The following is a 25,415-nucleotide window of genomic DNA, read 5'->3' on the forward strand; positions in this document are numbered from 1 at the left end:
GGGGTCCCACGAATGACGTGCCGTGTGGACCCGCCCGGACACCTGGGCGGCCTCGACCTCGCCGATAGATGTAACACTCCCGTCTTAGCAGACCTTCTGGAAGAGCGCGATCTCCTCGGCCACGGCCAGTTGCTCGACGGAACACTGACCGAACGCGATGAAGACCGCGTACGCATTGCGAAGTTCATTGCGGCGCATCCAGAGGGTACGCCGCTGTCGCACGTCGTTTCGTATGCTGTGAAGGGAGTGTCGCCAGAGACGTGTGAGCGCGTCGACGGCTCGGACCCGGATTACCAGTTTGCATACCGTTTCATCGACGACCTTGTAGCCCCCGACGACCCGTACGTGCGGAAATCCCGGTCGTCAGGCGTTCTTTTCGTGACCCCGACACTGCGGCTTCTTGACTTGATTACAGAAGGCATTACTCAAACAACCCAGACAGAGGGCCTAACGTACGACCGCGAGTTTCTGCGTAATTACCTCTCACGCGTGGATTTTGTGGATGATGACCTGCGCGAGTTGCTGAAGGACGGTTTTACATCCTACCTGAACCGCATCAAAGATTACAAACTGCTGTTCGATGTCCACTTCGTCGACCGGCGCGGAGGCGGATCAACACAGCGGATGACGAAGGACTACAAGACCCGGTTCAACGACCAGGGCCGCGTTTCCAAGCAGTTCGCACGGTTTAATGATGCACTCGAATACGGCTACGAAAACGCTGAGAACGCTGTGCTGGTGACGCTGACGACCGACCCGAAGCGCCAAGACTCGCTGCTTGACGGAATAGATTCGATAAACGAGAACTTCAACCGGCTGTTGTCGTATTTCGATTCGGACCCGTCGACGAAAGCCGATACCCGCGACCCGGATGTACCCGGTTGGCGTCCTGACCTCGACGACGACGTGACTGGGCGACCGCGTGACCGACCGGACTACATCAAGGCGCTGGAGTTCACTGAGAAGGGATACCCGCACCTGCATGTGCTGTTTTTCGACGTGCCGACCCGTGAGAAAGACGGACTGCCGTGGCTGTGCGACAAGCCGGAAGTAGCCGCGAAATGGGCCGACTACGGCCAAGGCGAGATCGTCGACGTGTACCCGCTGACGTACCGCGATGACCTCGACGAGCTGGAACCAGAGTTCCAGAGCGACGAGGGCTTCGTCGACTGGTACAGGTTCGGCGACCACGATCACGGCGAAGAGTGGGTCCGAGAACGGACCCGCTCGCATGAGTTGATAGAGTTCGGCGACGACGGCCACGAAATGGAGTCAACGGCTGGCGCGTATCTCGGAAAGTACCTGAGCGCGACGTTCGGCTCGCTGCTCGACGCGACGGAGTCCTTCGAGCAGGGCGACGACGACCGAGAGACGTACGCGGACAAAGCGGCGACGTGGAAGCTTGCGCTGTACTGGGCGACGAACCGACGGTTCTGGTCTTGCTCGGAGTCGATTACGGAAGGAATCGACCCGAACGACCACTTGCAAGACCCGGATGTGCGCGAAGCCGTGCGCTGGTGTTCGCTTGACTCAGTGCAAGCTGCAAGCGAGAGCGAGATACGCGACGATCTCGCACGTCGGCAGTGGGACGACCTCGACGATCTCGACGCCGCCGTAGAGCGGGCGATTTCTGATGTAGAACAGCCACAGGTGCGTTCAACACTGCCGGAAGAGGCCTCATTCAGGTGTATTGTGGACTACATCGGTGCTTATGCGTACTGGGACCTCCCGAGTAGCGAGTTAGCCGATGGTTCGTATGTCATCGAAACCACCGAGAACTATGTTGCTGATGACGACAGCTTGCCGATTGTCGACCGTGAGAACGACCCGCCAATAGTCGACGTGTGGTATTGAGCTGTTTTTTAATTGAATATCTAAAGAGGCAACTGAAGATAAAAATCCATAGAATAAGACAGTATACTGAAAATGCCAGTTTGGTACAACAAAGAAGCGAGTGCAACTAAAGCACCCAATATAGCAAAACGTTGCGGCCACGGTTCGTATTCCTCAACCACTGATTTCACGTGTATTTCTACTGTTGAAGACTCTTGGAAGGAGTCTAGTGTCCCACTATAAAGAAAAATAAATTGGAAATCATAATTTCCAGATTCAGCCTCTTCAGAAATATCTAATTCAATTTCCAGTGGTGCGTGGTCTCCCCAATCACCTTCTGAAATGATCGTTGGGTAAACTCGATCTTCAGCGTTTTCTCCGGGAGGAGATTCAAATGCTGGACTGTCAAAGAATATGAATTCAGATGGATACATCGTACTTACATTAGCTTCTATATTATGCACAAAATGATTATTTTCTTCAAGAGCAGGTGCACCATATGAGATATTATCATCTTCATCTACATGTAGTGGTACTGATATTGTTCCCCCGCTATCGGAGAGCAGAGAATCATAATCCACGAACGCTGTCATTTTAAATCGTTCAATTTCGCCATATCCAGTAAAGTAAACGCTAAACTTTGCTGTGCCACCTTTAGAAACGGAGACTCTTTTTGTTGAAGTGACAATTTGATAGTTCGGTTTAGTTGTAGGGACCCTTCGTTGTGGCCTTGCTTGAAATATGGTATTGTCGCTCACGGAATAGATTACCCGGTGGTGATATATATTAATAATGTTGATAGTGTAATCCCGGTGCTTCGGGTTGTATCGGTAAGTGTTCGGTGAGTGAGTCCCCGATACGAAACCGACGACCGAGTCCCCGATGGGAGAACGTACTATCCGTCGTCAGTCCACCAGACCCAACTACGACCGGCCTGCTTACCGTTGATACGGCCTTCGGAGCGGAGTTCCTTTAGTCGTACTTGTGTTGCATTAGATTTGATCGGGAGCTGATCGACGACTTCGTTTGTAGACAAAACGGGATCGGAAGCCTGTTCTAAAACAGCGATGATTTCTTCATCAGTCACGTCTGGTTTTCGACCCGCCATTGTACCGTCTATCGGTTGTATGCGTCAAATAAACTCTGGTCTGCGGTATTATTATGATTAGGCCCATTACAGGTTTAGAAACCATTATTGTGTTACAGACTGATTTGTAGTTACGGAGGTCACACGGACTGCTGCAACAGTTCGGAAAACGCGGACCCGGTGCTGCAACACCGGCCCGCTGTGGCTCCCGTGAACCAGCCACGGAAGCATGTTAGCGAAAACAACCGCGAGGATTAAACCCCTCGCTCGACCCCGCCGGAGGTTGTCCGGTAGTCGTGTTAGTTTCTCAAGAGTGGATTCAGAAAGCCGGATAAACGCAGTAATCAGTGGGCCTAGCCCCACGGTTCCACTTTCACCCCACCGAGACGGTCCGGTTTATACGTCCAATCAGCAGTCACGAGTGGATGACTGCCCCGTCAAATCTGAAATCGGATTCGCTCGTCCGCCGTCGAATCAGTACCGGATGCCCCGTCCGAGGGGGACACCGATGAGTGACGATCTCCAACCGCTTGCCCCGCGGCAAGCACTGGAGATGTGGATAGACCGGCAGAAAGCCGAGAAAGCCGACGAGACGGTTCAGAGTTACTACTACCGCGTTCGGCAGTTCGTCGACTGGCTCGACGAAGAGGGCATCGACAACCTGAACGACCTCACCGGGCGCGACGTGTTCCGGTACGACTCCGACCGCCGTGCTGACGGGCTGACGAAGAACGCCCTGAACACGCAACTCGGGACGATCAAACTGTTTCTGGACTTCTGCGTCGACGTAGAAGCTGTTCCGCCGGTACTGCCCGCGAAAGTCGACGTGCCGACCCTCTCGAAGGCAGAACGAGCGAACGAAGAGAAACTGACGGCGAACCGTGCTGAAACGATTCTGCACAAGCTGGAACAGTTCGACTACGCCAGCCGCGACCACATGCTGTTCGCGCTGGCGTGGCATACTGGTGCTCGACTCGGTGCGCTTCGTGCGCTTGACCTGGACGACTGCTACCTGACCGACGACGATCTCGACCGACTGGCCCACCGGGACGGACTCACCGATGAGGAAATCAACCAGTTCGACGTTCCATTCGTCTACTTCCGCCACCGGCCTGAGACGGACACACCGCTGAAGAATCAGGAGGATGGTGAGCGTCCGGTCGGCCTGTCCGAAGAGATCGGGCAGCTGCTCGAAGACTACATCGAAGTGACCCGTGTCGAGGTCGAGGACGAACACGAGCGCAAGCCGCTGTTCTCCAGCAAGCGCGGAACCGGTCGAATGTCGAAGGGCGCGATTCGTTCGCGGTTCAACATCGTCACCCAGCCGTGCCGTTTCGGGACGTGTCCCCACGACCGCGATACGGACACCTGCGAGGCGCTGGACCACGGTTATGAATCGCGTTGCCCGTCGGCCCGTTCTCCGCACCGGATACGGACTGGTTCGATTACGCATCACCGTGATGAAGGCTGGCCGCCGGAGGTGCTGGCCGAGCGTGTGAACGCGACTCCAGAGGTCATTCGCACGCATTACGACCAGCCGGACCTGCTGAAGCGGATGGAATCGCGCCGTAGCTACATCGACTAACCGCAGTTCACAGAGTACCCATGAGTCACAACCACGACAACCCACGGATGAACGAATCTAGAGACGAACCGCGGCACTCGGCGGTCCCACTTCAAAATTTTACGCAGGGAATACGACTGAACAGCAGTGGTCTCATGTCGACAGCGGGGGCTGGCTGCCACAGTGATTGACTGAAGCATCAATCAGACAGCGAAGGCGGAAGCAGGCAAGGTCTGACAGGAATTGTGAGGCTGTCTCTTATACACATCTCTGAGCGGGCTGGCAAGGNCCTCGCGCCATCAGAGATATGTATAAGAGACAGACACCATGCGGGAGCTCTCTGCGGAAACAATGGGTGTCACCGCCAAGCGCGGGGGCGGCCGTGACGTGGAGATTACCGACGTCCAGACGACGATGGTCGACGGGAACTTCCCGTGGACACTCGTCCGAATCTACACCGACGCGGGCATCGTCGGCACGGGCGAGGCCTACTGGGGCGCTGGCGTCCCGGAACTCATCGAGCGGATGAAGCCGTTCGTCGTCGGCGAGAACCCGCTGGACATCGACCGACTCTATGAGCACCTCATCCAGAAGATGAGCGGCGAGGGGAGTGTCGAAGGCGTGACTGTCACGGCCATCGCCGGCATCGAGGTCGCGCTGCACGACCTCGCGGGCAAGATTCTCGAAGTTCCAGCCTACCAGCTCCTCGGTGGCAAGTACCGCGACGAGATGCGCGTGTACTGTGACTGTCACACCGAGGAAGAGGCCGACGCCGACGCCTGCGCCGAGGAGGCCCGCCGCGTCGTCGACGAACTGGGCTACGACGCGCTGAAGTTCGACCTCGATGTCCCGAGCGGCCTCGAAAAGGACCGCGCGAACCGACACCTCCGTCCGGGCGAAATCCGCCACAAGGCCGAGATCGTCGAGAAGGTCACTGAGGAGGTCAAAGACGAGGCCGACGTGGCCTTCGACTGCCACTGGACGTACTCGGGTAGCTCCGGCAAGCGCCTCGCGGAAGCTATCGATGAGTACGACGTCTGGTGGCTCGAAGACCCCGTCCCGCCGGAGAACCTCGAAGTGCAGGAGGAGGTCACCAAATCCACGAACACGCCGATCACCGTCGGCGAGAACCGCTACCGCGTTACCGAGGAGCGGCGGCTCATCGAGAACCAGGCCGTCGACATGATCGCGCCGGATATGCCGAAGGTCGGCGGGATGCGCGAGACGCGGAAGGTCGCGGACGTGGCGAACCAGTACTACATCCCGGTGGCGATGCACAACGTCTCCTCACCGGTTGCGACGATGGCGAGCGCCCACGTCGGGGCCGCGGTTCCGAACTCGCTGGCTGTTGAGTACCACTCCTACGAACTCGGCTGGTGGGACGATCTCGTCGAGGAGACCGTCATCGAGGACGGCTACATCGAGATTCCAGAAGAGCCCGGTCTCGGGCTGACGCTCGATCTCGACGCTGTCGAAGAGCACGTCGTCGAGGGCGACACTGTCTTCGACGAAGCGTAAGGTTCGATTCCAACGCTGGTGTTGACTGGGGCGGCACCGGGTGACGTAGTGGCCACCCGATAACACTCAGTGCGGCACAGTTATGCCGTCTCGAACTCGACTCCGGTGACCTCGAAGCGAGCACCGCCGGCGTCGCTTTCCGCGACCGTTATCGACCACCCGTGGGTATCGACGATTTCATCGACGATTCGGAGGCCGAACCCGGGACTCGAAGCCAACGAGTAGCCACCTTCGAACACGTCCTCGTGCTCGTCGGCCGGAATCCCGACACCGTCGTCCGCGACGTAGAAGCCGTCGTCCAGTTCGCCGACAGTTATCGTCAGGTCGGTAGCCGCTCCCTGCGACTGTGATCTCGGGGTTGTTGCACGCTGCTCGCCGGCGTCTTCCTGTCTTTCGGTGTGTGGCGTTTGTCCGTGTTCCACACTGTTGCGGATCAGGTTCTCGAACAGTTGTCGGAGCCGGCTGGGGTCAGCCCGGACTACGGCCGAGGTCCGCAACTCCAGTGTCGCGTCGCCGGTCTCGACAGTTTGCCAGCACTGCTCGACGACTGTCTGGAGCGGCACCGGCTCGCTGTCGAGCGCGGCCTCGCCGTTCCGGGCCAGTGTCAGGAGGTCCTCGATGAGCTGTCCGATACGGTCGTGGGCTCGCTTGACTGCGTCGAGATGCTCGCTGTTGTGTTCCATCTTTGCGAGTTCTAGCTGGCCCCGGGCAACGTCTAGCGGGTTCCGGAGATCGTGACTCACGACGCTGGCGAACTCGTCGAGGCGCTCGTTTTGTTGTTCAAGAGCCTGTTGCCGGCTGTCGTGGGTAGAGATCTCTCGTCCGATACCGGCCACGCCGAGCGTCGAGCCGTCAGCAGCTGTTATCCGGCCGCCGGTAAATTCGTACGGGACTGTCGATCCGTCGGCGGTCAGCAGATCGGCTTCGAACGATGTCTCATCGGTCTCGAAAGCCGACTCGATACTTTGGCGGACGCCTTCACGATCCGATGTGGCGAAGAGGGCTGCCAAAGTCATCGACGCGAGAGCAGCGTCTGTGTATCCGGTAGCTGTCGCCAGTGCGTCATTCCAGCGAACAAGATCGCCGTTCTCGTCGAGTGCATAGAACAGATCCGGCACGGCATCAACTGGGGTGTCGGAGCTATCCAGTTCCGTGGCGCGTTCGGACTCGCGTCGCTTCCGCTCGGTGATGTCACGCGAGACCCCGACGATTCTGGTGACTGTGCCATCATCAACGATCGGTTGCGCCTCGGCCCGCACCCAACGCTGTTCGCCATCCGGTCTGGTGACGCGGAATTCGAGGTCGGCGGCATCGCCCGCTGAAACGTGCTGCATCGCCTGTATAACCCTGTCCTGATCTGTGGGATGAATCGCTGTCATAAACTCCGTCGGGTCGGCTCGCAACGATTCGACGGAACGGCCGTAGATCGTTTCGTATGTCGAATTGACGAACTGTATCTCAGTCCAGTCCCCGGAGAACACCCACAGCAGTTCGTTCGACTGTTCCGCCAGCTCTGTGAGTCGCCGTCTGGTCTGGCTAGCGATTGCTGTCGACTGGTGGTGTTCGACGAGCAACCGAATCCGATTGGCGAGGAGGTCACCACGCCCAACAGCTGTGTCTCTTCTGAAAACGTCGGTGGCCCCGTTCGAGACCGCGTCAGTGGCGACGGATTCCGACTCGGTCAGCAACAGTACCGGGACATCGCTGTCCCGCTCGCGGACCGCGTCGACGAATGCACGGCCGGATCGGTCCGGGAGGTCGTCCGCGGCAACAATGCCATCGATAGCGTCGTCTTCGAGGCGTTCGAGCGCACTGTCAGCCCGGTCAGTCGTCGTCAGTGTAAGCAAGTCCAGGTCTCGTCCATCCGGGAACTCGACAGTCTCGTCGAGTAGCGGGGTGTCGTCTACCTGCAACACGTGTATTGAGTCCGCAACCGCATACGTGTCAGACATATTGTGTAAATAGAACTGCATCACCCCTCTTGAAGTTACGCCTGCATTGACGGATTACGCCCCGAATCGGTCCGAGATTGCACCCCGGTCGATCTTGTCCGGGCCGCTGGTTGGCATCGCCTCGACGAACGAAATCTCGCGGGGGTGTTTGTACCGGGCCAGGCGACCGTCAAGGAACGTCCGGAGTTCGTTGAGCGTCAGCGGCCGGTCGCCGGCCCCGCCCGTCGTGCTATCGGTCGCAGGTTCGATGACGGCCTTCCCGACCTGACCCCACCTGTCGTCGGGGACCGGAATCACCACGACTTCACCGACCGAGGGGTGGTCGGCGATAGCGTCCTCGACCTCTGCGGGATAGACGTTCTCACCGCCGCTGACGAACATATGCTTGGTACGACCCTCGATGTAGTAGTAGCCGTCCGCGTCGACGCGGGCGAGGTCTCCGGTCGCCACCCACCCGTCGCCGAACGTCTCGGCGGTGGCGTCGGCGTTGTCGAGGTAGCCCGTCGCGGCGTGGGGCGAGCGCAACTGGAGTTCGCCGACGGTACCGGGGTCGACTGACTCCCGTGAGCCGGCGGGGCTGGCTTCGTTGTCACGGTCTTCGGGTTCGACGACTCTGGCGTCGACGTGCATCGCCGGCTTGCCGACCGAGTCGGCCTTCTCGCGGGGCCACCCCTCTGGCATCGCGAAGTTGTTCGGGCCGCACTCGGTGAGACCGTACCCCTGCGAGAGATCGATGCCGCGGTCCCACCACGTATCCATCACGCTCTTGCGGCAGGGGCCGCCGCCTGATTTGGCAAATCGGAGCGTCGAGAGGTCCGTCTCCGCCCAGCGGTCGTGCTGGGTCATCATCCGCAGTACCGCTGGGACGGCGACGAGGACGGTCCCCCCCTCGGTGTCGATGGTATCCAGTACGTCGCCGGGGTCGAACTCGCGGGCGATGACGACCGTCCCGCCCATGTGCCACAGCGGGACGGTGAGGACGTTCCAGCCGCCGGTGTGGAACATCGGAAACACCATCGGCGTCACGTCGTCCTCGCGCAGCCCCCAGGCCGTGATCGTGTTCAGGGAGTTCCAGACGATACCGCGGTGGGTGATTTTCGTCTCTTTGGGCGTCCCAGTCGACCCGCCAGTGTGGAGAAGGAGGTGCGTGTCGCCGGGGGCCGGGGGTGCCGTCTCGACGGGCGAGCCGTCCTCGGGGAGGGCCGAAGCGTAGGGCGTGCTGTCGAGCGTGGCGGCCGAGGACGCGCCGTCGGTGGCGGTTTCGAGATGGATGAGTTGAGGGGCGGTCGTATCTGCACGCTCCAGCGCCGTCGAGACAGTTTCGGCGAAGGGAGTCTCGACAACGAGGAGTTCCGGGGCCACGCGGTCGAGAAGGGCGGCGAGTTCGGGGGGCGCGAGTCGGTGGGACAGCGGTGCCAGTCGGCTCCCGGTCTTGCCGGTGGCGAAGAACAGGTCGACGACGGCAGGGCGGTTCCGTGAGACGACCGCAACGGTGTCGGTCCCATCACCGTTCGCGTCGACGCCATGTCGCCGGAGCAGGCGAGCGGTCCGATTCGCTCGCCGGTCCAGTTCGGCGTAGGTGAACCGCTCGCCGGTCGTCGCGTCGACCAGACCCTCACGGTCCGGCGTAAGCGCCGCCCGGCGCTCGCTCCAGGCGCCGACCCACTCCTGTGGCATCCCCTCAGACATCGTCGATGAACTCCCGTATCTGCGTGTTGACGCGATCGTATTCCTCGATGAACAGCAGGTGCGGGCCGCCGTGAACGGTGATGAAGTCGGCGTTGGGAAGGCCCCGAGCCAGCAGTTCTCCGTTCTCGTAGGGGACCACCTCGTCGGCGGTTCCGTGGATGACGAGGGTAGGGGCTGTGATGTCCCCGAGGCGATCAGACACGTCGTGGGCCTGAACGGCCGCGCCTTGCCATTCGAGCGCCCGGTCGCTGGCGTCGCTGTCGATGCGCCAGTCGATGATGCGTTCGATGAGGTCCTCGTGGGCCTCCATGAACGAACCCGAGAGCGCGGGCTGCATCTTGTACCGCCTGAGTTCACGCTCGTCGAGGCCCTCGGGAACGTTGAACATCCGCTGCTGGGTCTCTTCGGGGACCGGCTTGGCCTCCGGTCCGCCCGGCGAGGTGCACATGAGCGTCAGCGACCTGGCGCGGTCGTACGCCAGGGCGTACTGCTGGGCGATCATCCCACCCATGCTGGCCCCGACGATGTGAGCCTGCTCGACGCCGGCGTCGTCGAGCACAGCCTCCAGGTCACTCGCCATCTGACGCATCGTGTACGGGCCTTCGGGTTCGTCGGAGTCCCCGGTGCCGCGGTTGTCCCATACGATGGTCTCGTACTCTTCGACGAGCGCCTCCTGTTGCCACAGCCACATCCAGCGGCCATAGCCGATGCCTTCGACGAAGACGACGGTCTCGGCGTCGGGCGGCCCCTCGCGCTCGTAGGCGATGTCGACGCCGTCGTTGGTCGCGTATTGCATACTGTCTGTTTCTGGTTGGATATCCTTCAAGTGGTCCGGTTCCGCAGTCATTGCTTTACTGGCTCCGTCTTCGGGTGGTCACACCGCGTGTCGTCTCGCTGGCGATGCGTCTCCGTGGGCCGACCCGGTAGAGAGTGGCTGCCCCACGCCGAGGTCGTCGTACAGTCTGGCGGTTCGACGGGCGTTTTCACTGGTTTCGTCATTCCGAATCACCCCAGAGCTTCGCCGGCAGCGCATCGGCGAACGTCCCGCCGACGCGTGCTCGGAGCGTCCCGAGCAGTCCATCGGGGACGTAGAGGACGAACAGCACGAACACGAGACCCACGTAGAGGCTCGCATGGCCGTTCAACAGCAGGTCGATGAGCCCGCCGATAGTCGTCTCGCCGACCAGCGTCGCGTCAAGCGTTTCCTGGCCCAGCAGCGCGCGGAGATAGGGTAACAGCCCCCCGCCCTGGCCGGCCTTCGAGAGGAACTCTCTCACCGTTTCGTCGAACAGATGGCCGTACAGCGAGCCCGCCAGCGTGCCGAAGCCACCAATGATACTCGCCAGCAGGGCGTCGCCGGTCACTAGGAAGTAAAAGGAGTTCTCCGGGCTGGCCGAGCGCTTGAAGCCGGCGAACAGGCCGCCGGCGACGGCCGCGAAGAAGCCGCTGATGGCGAAGGCCCCGAGCTTGTACAGGTACGTGTTGTAACCGATGGCGACGGCGCGTTCCTCGTTCTCCCGGACGGCGATCATCACGCGGCCGAAGGGCGAGTGGATGACGCGCTGCATCGCGAAGTAGCAGACCAGGACGACGAGACCGATCATGTAGTAGGACACTTCCGTCCCGGACAGCGTCGACCCGAGCAGTGCCACCTCGTCGCCGGTCAGCACGCCGATTGACAGCGATAGCTGGTCGATGCCGGGGGCTCCGATCTGGAACCCTTCGGCGTGGCTCGGTCCGACCGCGGGACCGTCGCGTGGATTCGTCGCCACGTAGTCCCAGCCGCGAACAAACACGTAGAAGACCTGCGCGAAGCCGAGCGTGATCATCGCGAAGTAGACGCCCGACAGCCGGAACGAGACGAGTCCCACGAGTATCGCCAGGGCGATGGCGATGAGGCCGCCGACCAGGAGCGACAGCATGAACGGCGTGCCGGGCCCAAGAAGCGGCAGCTTCCCGTTGGCGATGAGGATGACCGTGTACGCGCCGGTGCCGTAGAACACCGCGTGGCCGAAGGAGAGGTAGCCGGTGTAACCGCTGATGAAGTCAAAGGAGATGGCAAAGAGACCGAAATAGAGGACGCCGACCATCGTCTCCACGGTCGGCAGGAGCATCTGCGTCTCGGCGCTGACCGGCGAGTTCAACAGCGTGTGATACACGGGCGGGTACAGCGCCAGCAGGGCGATGACGAGGATGTGGGCGGTGTGGTCCCGCAGGTACTCGCGGGGCCAATCCGTCTCGACAGCCGTCGCCGGTGGCTCGGACGCCGGCTCGGCGTCGGCCTCGGTCTCGGCGCTAATGGCCCCCCACCTCCTCGACGCCGAACAGCCCCTGCGGGCGGACGATGAGCGTCACGACGAGGACCAGAAACAGCACCAGTTCCGGCAGGCCCGTGAACTCGATGACGTTCTGGAACCACCAGGTCGTCACCGCGTCGGCCATCCCGACGACCAGCGCGGCGACGACGGTCCCGCGGAAGGTCCCGAGACCACCGACGATGACGACGATAAACGCCGGCAGCAGCGTCTCGGCCGCCAGCGGGACGCTCGCGCCCCACGTCGGGTCCCACATCAGCAGCGTTCCGGCCGCGCCGGCCAGACCGATCCCGAGCGCAAACACGACCGTGAACACCTGCCGAACGTCGATGCCCAGCGCCGACGCCATCTCGGTGTCCTCACTCCCGGCGCGGATGTACAGGCCATAGCGGGTCTTCGTGAGGAACGCCCAGATGCTGACGACGGTAATAGTTCCGAGGAGTATCTGGAACAGCGACAGCCACCCGGCGCTGACAGGGCCGAGCGCGACCGGTTCGCGCAGGAACTGGGGTTTGGTCGCCAGTGCGGCCTGCCAGTCCGACAGCGGCTGGAGGTCGTAGATACCCAGCACGATGCGGACGATCTCCTCGATGACGAGCGTCAGCCCGAACGTCAGCAGGATCTGGTATATCGGCGGCCGATCGTACAGCGGCCGGATGATGGTCGTCTCGATAGCCCCGCCAAGCACCGTCAGTAGCGCGAACACGACGACGATAGCGATGAAGAACAGGCCGAGGCGGGTAATCGGGGCCGTTCCGCCGGTGACCGTGACGACCATCAGGAGGCCACCGAGATACGCCCCGACCATCGTCAGTGACCCGTGGGCGAAGTTCAACACGCCCATGAGGCCGAAAATCAGCGTCAGGCCGCTGGCGATCATCACGTACAGCGCCGACTTGGCGAGCCCATTGACGATGACGCCGCCGAGTTCGCCGAGCGTCAGAAACTCCGCGAGCGCTTCGAGTATCATGCCGACAGATACCTCCGGAACCGTTCGTCGTCGGCCGTCACCGCCGCCGTGTCGCCGTCGTCGACGACGCGGCCCTTGTCGAGGATGTAGAACCGGTCGGCTAGATCGAGCGCTAGCGGGAGGTTCTGCTCGACCAGCAGCATCGTCATGTCCTCGCTCGCTTTCGAGAGCGCCTCGGCCACGTCGGCGACGATTTGGGGGGCCAGCCCCTCGCTGGGTTCGTCGACCAGCAGTAAGTCGTTGTCGCCGACCAGCCCGCGGGCGATGGCGAGCATCTGCTGTTGGCCCCCCGACAGCGTGCCGGCGTCCTGTCCGCGGCGCTCTTCGAGGATGGGGAACGAATCGAAGGCGAGTTGGAGGCCCGAAGCTACGTCGTCCGGGTCCGGAATCGCCGCCCGGAGGTTCTCCTCGACCGTCAGCTGGCCGAATATCCGGCGGTCCTCGGGAATCCAGCCGACCCCCCGAGACGCGACCTCGTGTGTCTCCAGGCCGACCAGCGACTCGTCGCGGAACGTTATCGACCCCTCTCGGGGCGGCGTCAACTGCAGAATCGTCCGGAGCGTCGTCGTCTTGCCGACGCCGTTGCGCCCGGCCAGCGCGACCACTTCCCCCGCCTCGACGGAGAGGTCGACGCCTTCGAGGATGTGGCTGTCGCCGTAGTACGTGTGGACGCCGTCGAGTTCGAGCAGACTCACGCCGTTCCCTCCTCCGAGTCAGGATCGGACCCGACCGCAGTCGTATCGTCGTCGAGACTGCCCGGTTCGTAGCCGCCGAGGTACGCCGACTGTACGTCGGGGTTCGCTCGTACGTCGGCCGGCGGTCCGTCGGCGATGACCGCGCCCTGATGCAGTACGACGACGCGGTCGGAGACGCCCATCACGATATCCATGTTGTGCTCGACAAGCAGGACCGGGTAGTCCTCCGCCACCGCTTCGATGAGGTCCCGGATCTCGTCGACGCTCTCCGAGGAGACGCCGGCGTTAGGCTCGTCAAGCAGGAGGACGGCGGGATCGCCGGCCAGCGCGATGGCGACTTCGAGCTTGCGCTTCGCGCCGTGGCTCAGCGTGCTCGCGAGGTCTTCGGCCCGGTGGGAGAGCCCCACCCGGTCGAGGATGGCCCACGCGCGCTCGGTGAACTCCTCGTAGCGGTCGACGTTGCGCCAGAACGTCGTCGCGTCGTCGCTGTGGGCCTGCTCGGCGACCCGGACGTTTTCCAGCACCGTGCTGTTGGGGAAGACGTTCGTCACCTGATAGGAGCGATGGATGCCCTTGCTGGCCGTCTCGTGTGGCGACACGTTGGTGATGTCCTCCCAGGTCCCGTTCCGCCGAAGTTCGACCGTGCCCTCGGTGGGCGAGAGGCTGCCGGTCAGCAGATTGAAGAACGTCGTCTTGCCGGCCCCGTTCGGGCCGATGAGCGAGCAGAGTTCGGCGTCCAGTTCGAAGTCGACGCTGTCGACGGCGACGAGTCCCCCGAACTCCTTGGTCAGTCCCTGTGTCCTGAGCATGCCTACAGTGAACAGCCCATCTGGTCGCTGTCCTGCGGAATGGTCGTCTCGTCGGCACCGATGCGGGCCAGCGGTTCACCGGGCATGATGGCCGCGCCCCAGTTGTCGGCCCACTCGTCAGTCGTCGGGATCGGGTTCGCGACGGTCATCGCCGAGCGCGCCTGGTTGTTGTACTCCTGGAAGGTGTAGCCGTTCTCGCCTTTCGGCGTGTCGGTGACGGTCATCCCCTTCAGGGCGTCGGCGATGTCCGCACCCTCGGTGGACCCGCTCTCCTGGATGGCCTGGTGAATCGCCGACGCGCCGGTGAACGTCCCCGCGGTGAAGAGGTCCGGGACGACGCCGTAGGCGTTGGTGTAGCTCTCGACGAATGCGTCGTTGATCGGGTTGTCGTACTGGTTCCAGTGGTAGCGCGTCGTGAACGGCCCCAGCCGGGAGTTCCTGATCTTCTCCTCGGTCAGCGGCTCGCCGAGCACGCTCTGCATCGTCCCGCCGACGACGCTGTTGGTGATTCGGGTGGCGAAGCCGCCGAACACGCGGTAAGAGTACTCGCCCGAGAGGAAGGCGTTGAACATCGCCGGGAGCGTTGCGACGGTGAACCCGCCGACGACGCCCTCAGCGCCAGCCTCTTCGGCGTTGTCCAGCAGACCCTCCCACTCGGCGTAGCCCTGTTCGACGAAGCGCTCGCCGACGATGTCGACGCCCTCCGATTCCAGCACGTCCCGGTAGTTGTTGACGACAGCGCGGCCGAAGCTGTAGTCCGCGCCGAACAGGTAGACGCTCGACACGTCCGTCTCTCTGGCGACGTATTTCCCGCCCGAGCGGGCGTCCATCGCAGTGTTCTCGCTCGCACGGTAGACGAGGTCGCTACAGGTCTCTGCGTTGGACGTAATATCAGCTGATGCCGCCGGCCCGAGCATGATAGGGACCTGCGCCTGATTGACGACCGTCGTGACGACCCGGCTGGCGACCGCCGAGGACGCACAGCCGGCCAGCATGTCCACGTCCTCGTTTTCGACGAGGTTCGTCGCCGCGGTCTGGGCCGTATCCGCCGAGAACTCCGTGTCTCGTATTAGCAGGCGGTACTCTGTGTCGCCGGCAGTGATTGTCAGTTCACCGCTGCCAGGGTCGGCCGGCGGGTCGGTCTCACCCTTGTACGCCAGCCCGGAAAGGAACCCCCACAGCGCCTGGTCGCCGTAGTATTTCAGGTCACCAGCGCGGGGCTGAAGGACGCCGATACTGACGGTCTGCGTCGAGCCGCCGCCCGATCCACCGTTCGTACTACTATCCGTCATACCGCCGTCCGAATCGTCCTGTTCAGTCATGGATGAGTCGTCACTGACACAGCCGCTGAGCCCGACAACACCGGCACCGAGCGCGCCGAGAACGCGCCTCCGTGTAGCCGTATTCTGCATAACAGATTATTGTACACTCGTCAGCCACATAGTGTGCTGAGTTAACATGTTAACACGGCGTCCAGAACGCAGTTTTCGTCCGTACTGAGACTGTCAGAAAGTGCTAGTAGACGGCCTGTCCCGTTCCTCGATTGGCGAATTATGCTCTCCTAGCGGTTTGCTGATTTGCTACGTAACTGCTTCAGCAACTGTTACTCGGTACATCTCAGTGGTCACCCACGTTAGTAACGGGGGAATAAGAGAGAGTCCCAGCCCAAGGGCCACCACGAACTGTGTGTTGGACGAAATAGAGTAGATATCTGCGACAAAGGTCCCTTTGAGGGCTGCTACCCAAACAAGCACCACTGTCGGTATCACTGGTCGTTGACGGAATGATGCCCACACTGAGACAGATAGTAGCGTAATTCCGAATAGAAGGTATGCGAGAGTTATGATTTCAGCGAGGAGTCCGAGCTCGTGGCTGGGATCTATTCGCAGGTGTGTCCGGTACTGCTTGATTCCCAACCAGCAACCGTAGAATCCGGCTAAGCTGAGACCGACAGATGGGATTTGATTCCGGAGCGTCCTACTGATTTCCATGGGTAGAATGTTCTCTTGTTGAGAATTGTTTAGTATATGTTTTTAGGTATATCTTTCAGCTGATAAGGACGGACAGCGGTACAGTCGATAATTGGTCTATCTCGACCGATACCGTTGATGTCGGAGCAGCTGGATGTATAACACCTATACTATATCCCAGTCGTACAGCAGAGACAGTCAGGCCCCGGTCGGTTGGCTACCTTCGGAAGCCGTAGTGTACACCCCCTTTATTGACAGTCTGGGTGGCAAGCGACCAAGCTACCAGCCACGCTGAAATCAGTCTTCGATGTCATCCAGCGCTTTGACGACGCGCTCTATCATCTTCCGCTCGCCGCGCCGCAGGTTCTTCGAGACGGCGGGCTTAGACACGCCGAAGTCCTCGGCCAGCGACCCCAGCGTCGCGTCCCGGGGCGACTCGAAGTAGCCCTCGGAGACGGCAGTTTCCAGCGTTTCGCGTTCGGTATCAGAGAGGTCCCGACAGCCGTCCACGAGCGTCATCGCCGCGCCGGCGTTCTGCACGAGGTCCTGCAGCTGTGGGAGTGTCGTCGACGTGCGCTCGATCACGTCGTACTCGTTGTCGCGGTCGAGTTCCGAGAGCGTCGTGTCGGCGTCCCGGCCGCGGTCGAAGCCGACGTGCCAGGTCTCGCTGCCCGCCTCGATGTGGAACGGCCCGGTGATGTAGCCGCCGTTGTCCCTGATGGTCTGCATCGCCGCCGTTTCCTCGATAGTCGTCCGGATGTGAGCGGCGTTGTCCTCGCGGCGCAACAGCGTACAGTCGTTCATGTTCTCGTGAGCCTGCAAGCTGTCCAGCCCCGTATCGAGTACCCCTACGTCCTCAGCCTCGACAACCATCCGCGTCTCAAGTTCCCGGGCACGCTGGTCGAAGTCCCAGTGCACGGCCGCGAAAGCGACATCGTGGTCTGCCGTCGTGTCGATGAACGGGCAGTCATACTGCTCCATGTCCAGGGCGATATCTATCATTGGCAGTCCACTGTCTCGTGTGTGATTTGTGTGAGACGGTAAAGAACCTCATGGTTAATAATAGCTATCTCGCAACCGGGTTCTTCACGAACGTCTATCCCTGATACACCGTTTCAATAGTGTTTTAGGGCTCGGTTCTGGATGAAGTGGTATGACTTTGCACGCCAGAGAGATAAACCAGGACGTACGGGAGTTGGGCGCGCTCCTGGGCGAAGTGCTGGAGGCACAGACCTCGACCGAGGCATTCGAAACGGTGGAAACGATCCGGAACTCGTGTATCGACTACCGGCGCGGAGATACCGAGACGCGGGAAGAAGTCCATCGGGCACTGAACCGACTGAACCCGGAGACACAGGACATTGTTGCACGCGCGTTTACCACCTATTTCGAACTTATCAATCTCGCTGAGGAACGCGAACGGGTCCGTGAAATCCGGGAAGGCAGTCAGGAGGGCGTACTGGCCGACAGCGTCGAGGAAGCTGTCCGGGATCTGGCCGAACGCGGAGCAGACCCGGAGGAGTTCGAGCAGGTCCTTGAAGACGTGCTCATCCAGCCGACGTTCACGGCCCACCCGACCGAGGCCCGCCGGAAGACGGTGAAAGCGAAGCTCCGGTCGGTCGCCCGTGACATCGAACGACTCGACGAACGGCGGCTCACCGAACGCGAACAGAAGCGTATCGAGCGGAACCTCGACGCCGAAGTGACGAGCCTCTGGCAGACCCCGCAGGTCCGGGACCGCCGCCCGGAGGTCACCGACGAGGCGCTGAACGTCCAGTGGTACCTCGAAAACGTCCTGTTCGACGTCATCGACGAGGTGTACGACGAACTCGAACACACCCTCGAAGACGTGTACGACGAGGACATCGACATCGACACGCTCTACGAGTTCCGCTCGTGGGCCGGGTCTGACCGAGACGGGAACCCGTTCGTCACTACCGAAGTGACCGAGGAAACGCTGGAGCGCCAGCGCGAAACCGTGCTGCCGCTGTACCGGACCAAGCTCAAGGAACTCTCCGGCGTGCTGAGTCAGGACGCCTCGAACATCGCGACCGACGCGCTGTTCAACGAGCGACTGGACCGGCACAAATCCAGGCTCCCCGGCATTGCCACGGAGGCCGAGGAGCGGTATCCCGACGAGCCCTACCGCCAGAAGCTCCGGCTGATGCGCGAATCCGTCATCCGGGTCAGCGACGTTCGCCAGGGCGGCTACGAGAACGAGGAGGAACTGCTGACCGACCTCCGCGTCATCGCCGACAGCCTTCGGGAGAACGACGCCGAAGTCATCGCCGAGGCCCACGTCGACCCGCTGATCCGCAAGGTCGAGACGTTCGGCTTCACCCTCGCCAGCCTCGACCTGCGCGACCACCGGAAGATGCACACCGACGCCATCACCGAGGCTGTCGACCGGCAAGGCATCGACTACGCGGCGATGGACGAGGACGAGCGCGTCGAGTTCCTGACCGAGGCCATCCTGCAGGACAACCCCGTCATCGACATGGAAGACACCGAGGGGCTCTCCGAGGATGCCACCCGCGTCCTCGACCGCTTCCGTGCCACCGCCGACTGGCAAAACGAGTTCGGCATCGACGCTATCGACACCTACGCCATCTCGTGGTGTGAGGAGCCCAGCCACGCGCTTGAGGTCCTGTTCCTCGCTGATCAGGTCGACATCGTCGACTTGCCCGGCTACTGCGGGTTCGACGTGGTCCCGCTGCTGGAGTCGGAGTACGCACTCTCCGGTGCCCGCCGCATCATGGGCACGCTGTTCGAGAACGAAGCCTACTCCCAGGCGCTGGAAGCCCGTGACAACATTCAGGAGATCATGCTGGGCTACTCCGACTCGAACAAGGAGAACGGCTTCCTCGCCGCCAACTGGTCGCTGTACAACAACCAGAAGCGACTTGCGGACATCACCGACGACTACGACGTGGAGATGCGCCTGTTCCACGGCCGCGGCGGCTCCATCTCCCGCGGTGGCGGTCCGATGAACGACGCCATGCTGGCCCTGCCAAACGAGACGGTGACCGGCCAGATCAAGTTCACCGAGCAGGGCGAGGCCATCGCCGAGAAGTACGCCAACCACGACATCGCCGAGCGGAACCTCGAACAGATGCTCAACGCCCAGATCCGGGCGCGCCAGAACGCTATCGAGGAGCCCGTCGAGGAGATCCCCGACGAGTGGGAAGAGGCGATGGAGACGGCGGCCGACGCCGCCCGCGACGAATATCAGGACCTGCTCGAAACGGACGGCTTCGTCGAGTTCTTCGAACAGGCGACGCCGATCACCGTCATCGAGAACCTCAACATGGGCTCGCGGCCGGCTTCCCGAAGTGAGGACCGCAGTGTCGAGGACCTGCGGGCCATTCCGTGGGTGTTCTCCTGGACGCAGGCCCGCTGTATCATCCCCGGTTGGTATTCCATCTCGACCGGGCTGGATGCCTATCTCGAAAACGGCGGCGACATGGAAACCCTCCAGGAAATGTACGAGAACTGGCCGTTCTTCCGGACGAAACTCGACAACGCGTCGCTGGCGCTCGCCCGAACCGACCTCGGAATCGCCGAGGAGTACGCCGATCTCGCCGACCCCGAACTCCGCGAGCGAATCTATCCGCGTATCGTCGAGGAGTACGAGGACACCGTCCAGAAGGTGCTCGAAATCACCGGGCAGGATGGCCTGCTCTCGCGGGACTGGCTCAAGGAGAACCTTGAGCGCCGGAACCCGTACGTCGATCCGCTGAACCTGCTGCAGGTTCGCCTGCTCAAGCAGTCCCACCGGACCGAAACTGAGCGTCGGACCCTGCGGCTGACCGTTCAGGGCATCGCGGCTGGGATGAAAAACACCGGGTGAACCACTGAAACTCACCGGCTGAGGCGTCGTGGGGGCGACTTACTATGAAAGTAGTACCCATCGAAGGATTTACGCGTCTGCCCCCGGAGTAGCCGGTATGGCACTCGAAACTGTTCTTCTCGCAGTTGGACCGAACGACGCCGACCGAATCGACGAACTCGCGGACGCTGTGCTCGATATCGCGGGCCCGGCCGGTGCGACGGTTATCGTCGCACACGTATTCACCGACGACCAGTACGACGGCGTCGTCGACAGGCTCGAATTCGAATCTACCGGCGAAGCCGACCCTGATGAGGTCGCTGACCGCCACACAACCGTCCGGGAGCTCGTCTCGCGGTTCAACGACGCCGGCCTGGCGACCCGGGTCCGCGGTGCCGTGGGCAACCACGGCGAGCAGATCGTCAGCCTCGGCAAAGCGACGGATTCGGACCTCATCGTCGTCGGCGGCCGCAAGCGCTCGCCGACCGGGAAGGCCGTCTTCGGTTCCACCGCACAGGAAGTCATGCTGAACGCGCCGTGTCCGGTCACGTTCGTCCGCGGCGAGGATTAGGACACCGAAAAGGAGTTTTCCTTACTCTACCAGCGCGGCTTCGAGGAGTTCAAGCGGATGTCGGATCTCGTAGCCGCTGCCGTGTTCCATCTGCATCGCGCAGGTCGGGCACTCGGTCATACCGGTCTCGCCCTCGGCGTGGTCCATGTGCTCGAACATCTCCTCGCCGATCTCCATGGACTTCTCGTATTTCTCCTCTTTCCAGCCGTAGGTACCCGAAATGCCGGAACAGGAGTCGCCCACGTCCTCGACTTCGACGCCATCTAGGTCGCGGAACAGTTCGACAGCCTGTCGGTCGAGTCCTTGGTTGCGTGAGTGACACGGGGCGTGGTAGGCGAACTCCTCAGCGAGGTCGCCGTCAACGTCGGCCGCCTGCACTTCACCTTTGAGATCCTCGTGGATTCGGAGATACTCGATGGCCTCGAAGGTGTTCTCCGCAACCTTGTCGATACCGTCGATATCGAACAGCTCGGGGTACTCCTGTCGGAGTGCCATCGAACAGGAGGTACAGGAGGCGATAGCGTGGTACCCCTCATCGACGAGTTCGGACATCGACGAGACGTTCGTCTCGGCGTGGCGGCGGGCGTCGTCGAGCATACCGTTTGCGAACATCGGCGTTCCCGAGCACTTCTGCTCGGGCGCGACGACCTCGTAGCCGAACTCCTCGAACACCCGGACCATCGCCTTGCCGACTTCCGGCGTGTTGTAGTTGGAGTAACAGCCGTGGAAGTACGCCACCTTCTTATCGGCGTCCTCGGGGAGGCCGCGTCGCTTGCGGGCGGCTCTCGCGTTCTCCCGTGACTGGACCTGGCCGCCGCGGTCGGCCCACCAGTCGCGGAAGGTCTGTTTTGCGAAGGCGGGGAAGTCGCGCTCGCTGGTGACGCCGAGCGTCTTCTCCATGACCCAGCGGGCCGGCCCGAAGTTCATGGCGAAGTTCGCGAGTCGGGGAACCTTGCTCGCGAAGAACGCGGAGGTTCGGTAGTTCGCGAGGATGCGGTTCCGGATGTACTCGACGGAGAGCTTGTCCATCTGCTCGCTGACGTACTCCCCGCGAGCGGTGTTGTGCATCTGGCTGAGCGGGACGCCCGACGGGCAGGCGTTGTCACAGCGCATGCAGTTCGAGCAGTCCATCACCGAGTCGTCGATCTCGTGGTCGTCGTCTGACTGCTTGAGCCGCCACTGTTCGGGCCCCTGGAACTTCGGGCCGGGGAAGTCGTCGTCGACCTCCGCGACCGGGCAGTTGGTGTCGCAGGTCGAACATTTATAGCAGGAGTCCGCGCCGGGCCGGAGGTCGAAGTCGTCGCTGTCGGGGAAGACATCGACTGGTTCGAACTCGTCGCCTGTGTTCGGTGCTACCGGGTCAAATTCTGTCTCTGGTGGGGTTTCAGCGTCACTCATCGTGCCTCCTGTGCGGCGCGCTGGCCCGCCGCGTAGCCTGTCGCAATCGAGACGCCGCTACCGGATTTCTCGGCGGCGAAGTCGTAGCCGCCAAGCACCGAACCGGCAGCGCGCAGGTTCTCGAACTCGCTGTGCTCGCTCGCGTCGAGGGGGCGCAGGTCGTCGTCGGTCGCCACGCCGTAGCGGGCGAACTCGTGGTCGCCGAACAGTTCGCCCTCGAACCAGTCGTAGCGGTCCGCGGCGTGGGGGACGTGGCAGTCGAAGACGGGTTCGTACACGCCCTCTCGGTCGGACTCGACGCCCTTGCCGACGAAGCCGCCGGTCGCGAGGACGTACTGGTCGGCACTGTTGGGAATCTTCGCGCCGTTTTTCTCGATGAACACCTTCTCGATGCGGTCTTCGCCCTCGAAGTCGACGACGGGATTCCCGGTCTCGATGCTGGCCCCGGCCTCGTCCAGTGCCGAGAACAGCGCGTCTTCGAGGCGGAGACCGGGGAGGGACGGCGGCCCCATCGGGACCTCGAACACGTCGACGCCGAGGTGGTCTCCCAGTGCGTCACGGATCGCGCCGGGGTTATCGTCGCCGAGAATCGCCGGGAAGCCAACCCGCTCCTCGTCTTCAAGCAGCGGATTCACGCGCTGGGCCAGTGCCTCGCGGGCCGGGACCATTCGCCCGCGGACAGCCACTTCGCTGTTGGTATCGAGCAGCTTGGCGTACCGCGTGACCTTCGCGTCAGCGCGCAGGTCACCTGGGAATCGGATTGTCTCACCACGGACAGCGAATGGCACGCCCGTCGCGTCGAGATGGGCAGCGACGTGGGGCGCGTCGAAGTCGACCATCTCCTCGATGCCGACCAGCAGCGTGTCGCGGGTATCGCTGGCGAGACCAGCACTGGCTCCGGCCGGGTAACGGGCGGTCGGCTTGATGCTTCCGCCGTGGGTCGGCAGGAGCGCGTTCGTGTCCGTGTGCTCACCTTCGTAAGTCGGAACCGCATCGTCGAACAGCGACAGTGCGTCCCGGACCGTTTCGACGCCGACTTTCCGGTACGGATGGGATTCAGGCAGTGACGGGATCGCCTCGTACGGGTCGGTCAGCGGGCCGTCGCCGTCCGGCGTGTAGCCGAGTACGTCTACCAGACCAGACGCCTGTCGAAGCGTGCTCTGTTTGTAGGACACCAGCCGCACGTCGGCCCCCTCGCGGGCGGCCGCCAGCGCGCTGGTCAGCCCGCCGAGGCCGCCGCCGATGACGAGTACCTCAGACTCAATAGCCATCTGTCCCTCCATCGGCGGCTACGTCCGCGCTGTCGACGCTGCCGCCTGTTTGCCCGCGCCCCGAATCGAATGCCGAGAAGTCGACCGGGTCGCCGTCCGCCGGGTCCTGGTCGCGGTTCTGCGTGGTGGCATGCAGCGCGTAGTTCAGGGCCGCCTGCGAGAGCTGTTCGCCCCAGAGGGCGTGTCGCTGCCCCTTCCAGCGTTCCTGAAGCAGTTCGTCCCAGGCCTCGCGAACGACCGGCTCGTCGTACTCCGAGTGGAGTTCGCTTGCCATCCGGTGGGAACAGAAGCCGCCCTGACAGTTCCCCATCGACGCACGGGTCCGGATACGGACGGCGTTGAGGTCCGAACCGGAGCCCTCGATAGCGTCCTGAATCTCAGCGCGGGTGACGCCCTCGCACTCACAGACCGTCGGGTTCGGACCGTCGGTTTTGAGTACGTCGTCGGCACGGGAGCCGAGTCGCTCGATACTCCGGCGGCCAATCGGCGACCGGAGCCCGAACTCGTCCATGTAGTCCCGGAGCACCGAGAAGTCCTCGCTGCCCGGCAGTGGTTCGTCGGCGGTCCGGCAGTCGGCGTCGATACCGAACTTCCCGCAGACGTGGTCGGCGATCTGCTCGCCCATCATGCGGTAGGTGGTGAACTTCCCGCCGACGATGCTGGTCATGCCGGGGAGGTCGTCGCGCTCGTCGTGATCGAGCAGGAAGAAGTCCCGCGTGATGTCCGTCGGGTCGTCGCTGCCGACGTCCGGTGGTTCGTACAGCGGGCGGACGCCCCAGAACGAGCGGATGGTCCGCGCCTCGTCGAGCATCGGAATCAGCTCGGAAAGGGTGTCGATCATCATGTCGACTTCCCACTGTTCCTCGGGGTAGTCCTCAGGGTCCTCGACCTCCTCATCAGTCGTCCCCAGGATCGCGGTCGTCTCGTGGGGCACGACGATGTCGGCGTCGCCTTTCGGCCGACAGCGGTTGATGACGGTGTCGACCTGCCGGATGTTCATGATGGTCATGACGCCCTTGGAGGGACGGACCTCGATGTCCAGTCCGGCCATGTCGCCGATGCGGCCGGCCCAGGCTCCCGTCGCGTTGACGACGTAGTCGGCCCGGATCTCCTCGGTTCCGCCTTCGGTACCGTGGACGCGCTTGCCGGGGCCGGAGTCGTGTTCGACCTCGATACCGACTACTTCGCCGCTCTCGACGATGAGGTCGGTAACCTTGGAGTGTGTCTCGATGCGTGCGCCGTGTTCCTGTGCGCTCGCGGCGTTCGCGACCACGAGCCGGAACGGGTCGATAGCCCCGTCAGGGACGCTGATTGCCTTGTCGATGTCCTTCGCTAAGTGTGGCTCCATCGCACGGGCTTCTTCCCCTGAGACGACCTCGGCGGGAATACCGCACTCCTCACAGCCGCTGAGCTTCTTCTGGAAGTATTCCTCTGAGTCCTCCGGGCGCTTGACAAACAGGCCACCGGTCATTTCGACGCAGTGGCTTGCGATATCCCGCAGCACCCGGTTTTCCTCGATACACTCGGTCGCACTGGCCTGGTCCGAAACGGCGTATCGCCCGCCACTGTGGAGCAGCCCGTGCATCCGACCGGTGGTCCCGTGGGTCAGGTTCCCCTGTTCTACGAGGGTCACGTCGAGCCCGCGCATCGCGAGGTCCCGCGCGATGCCCGCCCCAGTCGAGCCGCCACCGATGACGGCGATGTGTGGTGTCGGTCCCATCTATCTTTCCGTGGGTTTGGAGCGCATACACTTCACTTTACCGTTGCTGGTGTTTGGGTAGTAAATTTTCTAAGTAATCATGAGGGATACCTAAAACTCACACTGATAATTGTGGACCATTACCACACATGCACTACCAATTATTGAGGGATAAAATTAGACATACGTTCCCATATACAAAGAATAGGTTAACATATTCAAGTTTAATGAGTTTAATACAGCTT

The 25,415-nt window shown here is 62.1% G+C and carries 18 protein-coding genes; 5 read left to right on the top strand and 13 right to left on the bottom strand.

The genetic code is table 11. From position 1 onward, the window contains the following. Positions 1-12: 12 nt before the first annotated feature. Complete coding sequence (locus C444_RS11530) at positions 13-1,854, top strand: hypothetical protein (RefSeq protein WP_004593013.1); 1,842 nt, start codon at positions 13-15, stop codon at positions 1,852-1,854. Positions 1,855-1,874: 20 nt separating this feature from the next. Here C444_RS11530 and C444_RS21835 read toward each other — a convergent pair whose 3' ends face one another. Continuing rightward, on the bottom strand, positions 1,875-2,591 hold the full coding sequence (locus tag C444_RS21835; protein ID WP_152420810.1) for a hypothetical protein: 717 nt from the start codon (positions 2,589-2,591) through the stop codon (positions 1,875-1,877). 837 nt (positions 2,592-3,428) lie between these two features. On the opposite strand from C444_RS21835, the gene C444_RS11535 reads away from it, so the two are divergent. Both C444_RS11535 and C444_RS11540 read left to right on the top strand, forming a co-directional pair. Beyond that, entirely contained in the window at positions 3,429-4,505 is a 1,077-nt protein-coding gene (locus tag C444_RS11535) for a tyrosine-type recombinase/integrase (RefSeq protein WP_004593015.1), read from the top strand. Positions 4,506-4,811: 306 nt separating this feature from the next. Beyond that, complete coding sequence (locus tag C444_RS11540) at positions 4,812-6,002, top strand: mandelate racemase/muconate lactonizing enzyme family protein (RefSeq protein ID WP_004593016.1); 1,191 nt, start codon at positions 4,812-4,814, stop codon at positions 6,000-6,002. Between the two features lie 80 nt (positions 6,003-6,082). Here the strand turns inward: C444_RS11540 and C444_RS11545 are convergent, their stop codons facing one another. The 9 genes from C444_RS11545 to C444_RS11585 all read right to left on the bottom strand — a co-directional run bounded on the left by C444_RS11545 (position 6,083) and on the right by C444_RS11585 (position 17,404). After that, on the bottom strand, positions 6,083-7,954 hold the full coding sequence (locus C444_RS11545) for a hybrid sensor histidine kinase/response regulator (protein ID WP_004593017.1): 1,872 nt from the start codon (positions 7,952-7,954) through the stop codon (positions 6,083-6,085). Positions 7,955-8,008: 54 nt separating this feature from the next. Further along, positions 8,009-9,643 (bottom strand): AMP-binding protein, encoded by a 1,635-nt coding sequence (locus C444_RS11550; RefSeq protein WP_049909444.1) that lies wholly within the window; start codon positions 9,641-9,643, stop codon positions 8,009-8,011. Beyond that, on the bottom strand, positions 9,636-10,490 hold the full coding sequence (locus C444_RS11555; protein WP_004593019.1) for an alpha/beta fold hydrolase: 855 nt from the start codon (positions 10,488-10,490) through the stop codon (positions 9,636-9,638). Before C444_RS11555 ends, C444_RS11550 begins: the two co-directional genes overlap by 8 nt. A gap of 148 nt (positions 10,491-10,638) precedes the next feature. After that, a complete protein-coding gene (locus tag C444_RS11560) occupies positions 10,639-11,802 on the bottom strand; it encodes a branched-chain amino acid ABC transporter permease (RefSeq protein ID WP_004593020.1) in 1,164 nt (387 codons plus the stop codon). Between the two features lie 136 nt (positions 11,803-11,938). Then, positions 11,939-12,928 carry a branched-chain amino acid ABC transporter permease gene (locus tag C444_RS11565; RefSeq protein ID WP_004593021.1) on the bottom strand — a complete coding sequence of 330 codons (990 nt, stop codon included), beginning with the start codon at positions 12,926-12,928 and terminating at the stop codon, positions 11,939-11,941. Then, complete coding sequence (locus C444_RS11570; RefSeq protein ID WP_004593022.1) at positions 12,925-13,623, bottom strand: ABC transporter ATP-binding protein; 699 nt, start codon at positions 13,621-13,623, stop codon at positions 12,925-12,927. Before C444_RS11570 ends, C444_RS11565 begins: the two co-directional genes overlap by 4 nt. Next, positions 13,620-14,432 carry an ABC transporter ATP-binding protein gene (locus tag C444_RS11575; protein WP_004593023.1) on the bottom strand — a complete coding sequence of 271 codons (813 nt, stop codon included), beginning with the start codon at positions 14,430-14,432 and terminating at the stop codon, positions 13,620-13,622. Before C444_RS11575 ends, C444_RS11570 begins: the two co-directional genes overlap by 4 nt. Positions 14,433-14,434: 2 nt before the next feature. Next, positions 14,435-15,844 carry an ABC transporter substrate-binding protein gene (locus C444_RS11580; RefSeq protein WP_004593024.1) on the bottom strand — a complete coding sequence of 470 codons (1,410 nt, stop codon included), beginning with the start codon at positions 15,842-15,844 and terminating at the stop codon, positions 14,435-14,437. Between the two features lie 855 nt (positions 15,845-16,699). After that, positions 16,700-17,404 (bottom strand): helix-turn-helix domain-containing protein, encoded by a 705-nt coding sequence (locus tag C444_RS11585; protein WP_004593025.1) that lies wholly within the window; start codon positions 17,402-17,404, stop codon positions 16,700-16,702. 151 nt (positions 17,405-17,555) lie between these two features. Here C444_RS11585 and ppc point away from each other — a divergent pair, with 151 nt between their 5' ends. Both ppc and C444_RS11595 read left to right on the top strand, forming a co-directional pair. Next, entirely contained in the window at positions 17,556-20,252 is a 2,697-nt protein-coding gene (ppc, locus tag C444_RS11590) for a phosphoenolpyruvate carboxylase (protein ID WP_004593026.1), read from the top strand. 97 nt (positions 20,253-20,349) lie between these two features. After that, on the top strand, positions 20,350-20,802 hold the full coding sequence (locus C444_RS11595; protein WP_004593027.1) for a universal stress protein: 453 nt from the start codon (positions 20,350-20,352) through the stop codon (positions 20,800-20,802). Between the two features lie 21 nt (positions 20,803-20,823). Here the strand turns inward: C444_RS11595 and C444_RS11600 are convergent, their stop codons facing one another. From C444_RS11600 to glpA, 3 genes are read right to left on the bottom strand one after another with little or no spacing between them, the layout of a single operon-like run. Next, positions 20,824-22,200, bottom strand: a complete 1,377-nt coding sequence (locus tag C444_RS11600) for an anaerobic glycerol-3-phosphate dehydrogenase subunit C (protein WP_004593028.1) — start codon at positions 22,198-22,200, stop codon at positions 20,824-20,826. Continuing rightward, positions 22,197-23,471 carry a glycerol-3-phosphate dehydrogenase subunit GlpB gene (glpB, locus tag C444_RS11605; protein ID WP_004593030.1) on the bottom strand — a complete coding sequence of 425 codons (1,275 nt, stop codon included), beginning with the start codon at positions 23,469-23,471 and terminating at the stop codon, positions 22,197-22,199. Before glpB ends, C444_RS11600 begins: the two co-directional genes overlap by 4 nt. Next, positions 23,461-25,191: an anaerobic glycerol-3-phosphate dehydrogenase subunit GlpA gene (gene glpA / locus C444_RS11610; protein ID WP_004593032.1), complete on the bottom strand. Its 1,731-nt coding sequence runs from the start codon at positions 25,189-25,191 to the stop codon at positions 23,461-23,463. Before glpA ends, glpB begins: the two co-directional genes overlap by 11 nt. Positions 25,192-25,415 lie beyond the last annotated feature (224 nt).

It is taken from the genome of Haloarcula japonica DSM 6131, from assembly GCF_000336635.1.
GTDB classification, from domain to species: Archaea; Halobacteriota; Halobacteria; order Halobacteriales; family Haloarculaceae; genus Haloarcula; species Haloarcula japonica.

Bases quoted from the DNA above. Each gene is read 5' to 3' on its own strand.
- C444_RS11530 (WP_004593013.1), top strand. From the start codon at position 13: ATGACGTGCCGTGTGGACCCGCCCGGACACCTGGGCGGCCTCGACCTC.
- C444_RS11585 (WP_004593025.1), bottom strand. From the start codon at position 17,404: ATGATAGATATCGCCCTGGACATGGAGCAGTATGACTGCCCGTTCATC.
- C444_RS11580 (WP_004593024.1), bottom strand. From the start codon at position 15,844: ATGCAGAATACGGCTACACGGAGGCGCGTTCTCGGCGCGCTCGGTGCC.
- C444_RS11540 (WP_004593016.1), top strand. From the start codon at position 4,812: ATGCGGGAGCTCTCTGCGGAAACAATGGGTGTCACCGCCAAGCGCGGG.
- C444_RS11600 (WP_004593028.1), bottom strand. From the start codon at position 22,200: ATGAGTGACGCTGAAACCCCACCAGAGACAGAATTTGACCCGGTAGCA.
- C444_RS11550 (WP_049909444.1), bottom strand. From the start codon at position 9,643: ATGTCTGAGGGGATGCCACAGGAGTGGGTCGGCGCCTGGAGCGAGCGC.
- C444_RS11535 (WP_004593015.1), top strand. From the start codon at position 3,429: ATGAGTGACGATCTCCAACCGCTTGCCCCGCGGCAAGCACTGGAGATG.
- C444_RS11545 (WP_004593017.1), bottom strand. From the start codon at position 7,954: ATGTCTGACACGTATGCGGTTGCGGACTCAATACACGTGTTGCAGGTA.
- ppc (WP_004593026.1), top strand. From the start codon at position 17,556: ATGACTTTGCACGCCAGAGAGATAAACCAGGACGTACGGGAGTTGGGC.
- C444_RS11595 (WP_004593027.1), top strand. From the start codon at position 20,350: ATGGCACTCGAAACTGTTCTTCTCGCAGTTGGACCGAACGACGCCGAC.
- glpA (WP_004593032.1), bottom strand. From the start codon at position 25,191: ATGGGACCGACACCACACATCGCCGTCATCGGTGGCGGCTCGACTGGG.
- glpB (WP_004593030.1), bottom strand. From the start codon at position 23,471: ATGGCTATTGAGTCTGAGGTACTCGTCATCGGCGGCGGCCTCGGCGGG.
- C444_RS11575 (WP_004593023.1), bottom strand. From the start codon at position 14,432: ATGCTCAGGACACAGGGACTGACCAAGGAGTTCGGGGGACTCGTCGCC.
- C444_RS11555 (WP_004593019.1), bottom strand. From the start codon at position 10,490: ATGACTGCGGAACCGGACCACTTGAAGGATATCCAACCAGAAACAGAC.
- C444_RS11565 (WP_004593021.1), bottom strand. From the start codon at position 12,928: ATGATACTCGAAGCGCTCGCGGAGTTTCTGACGCTCGGCGAACTCGGC.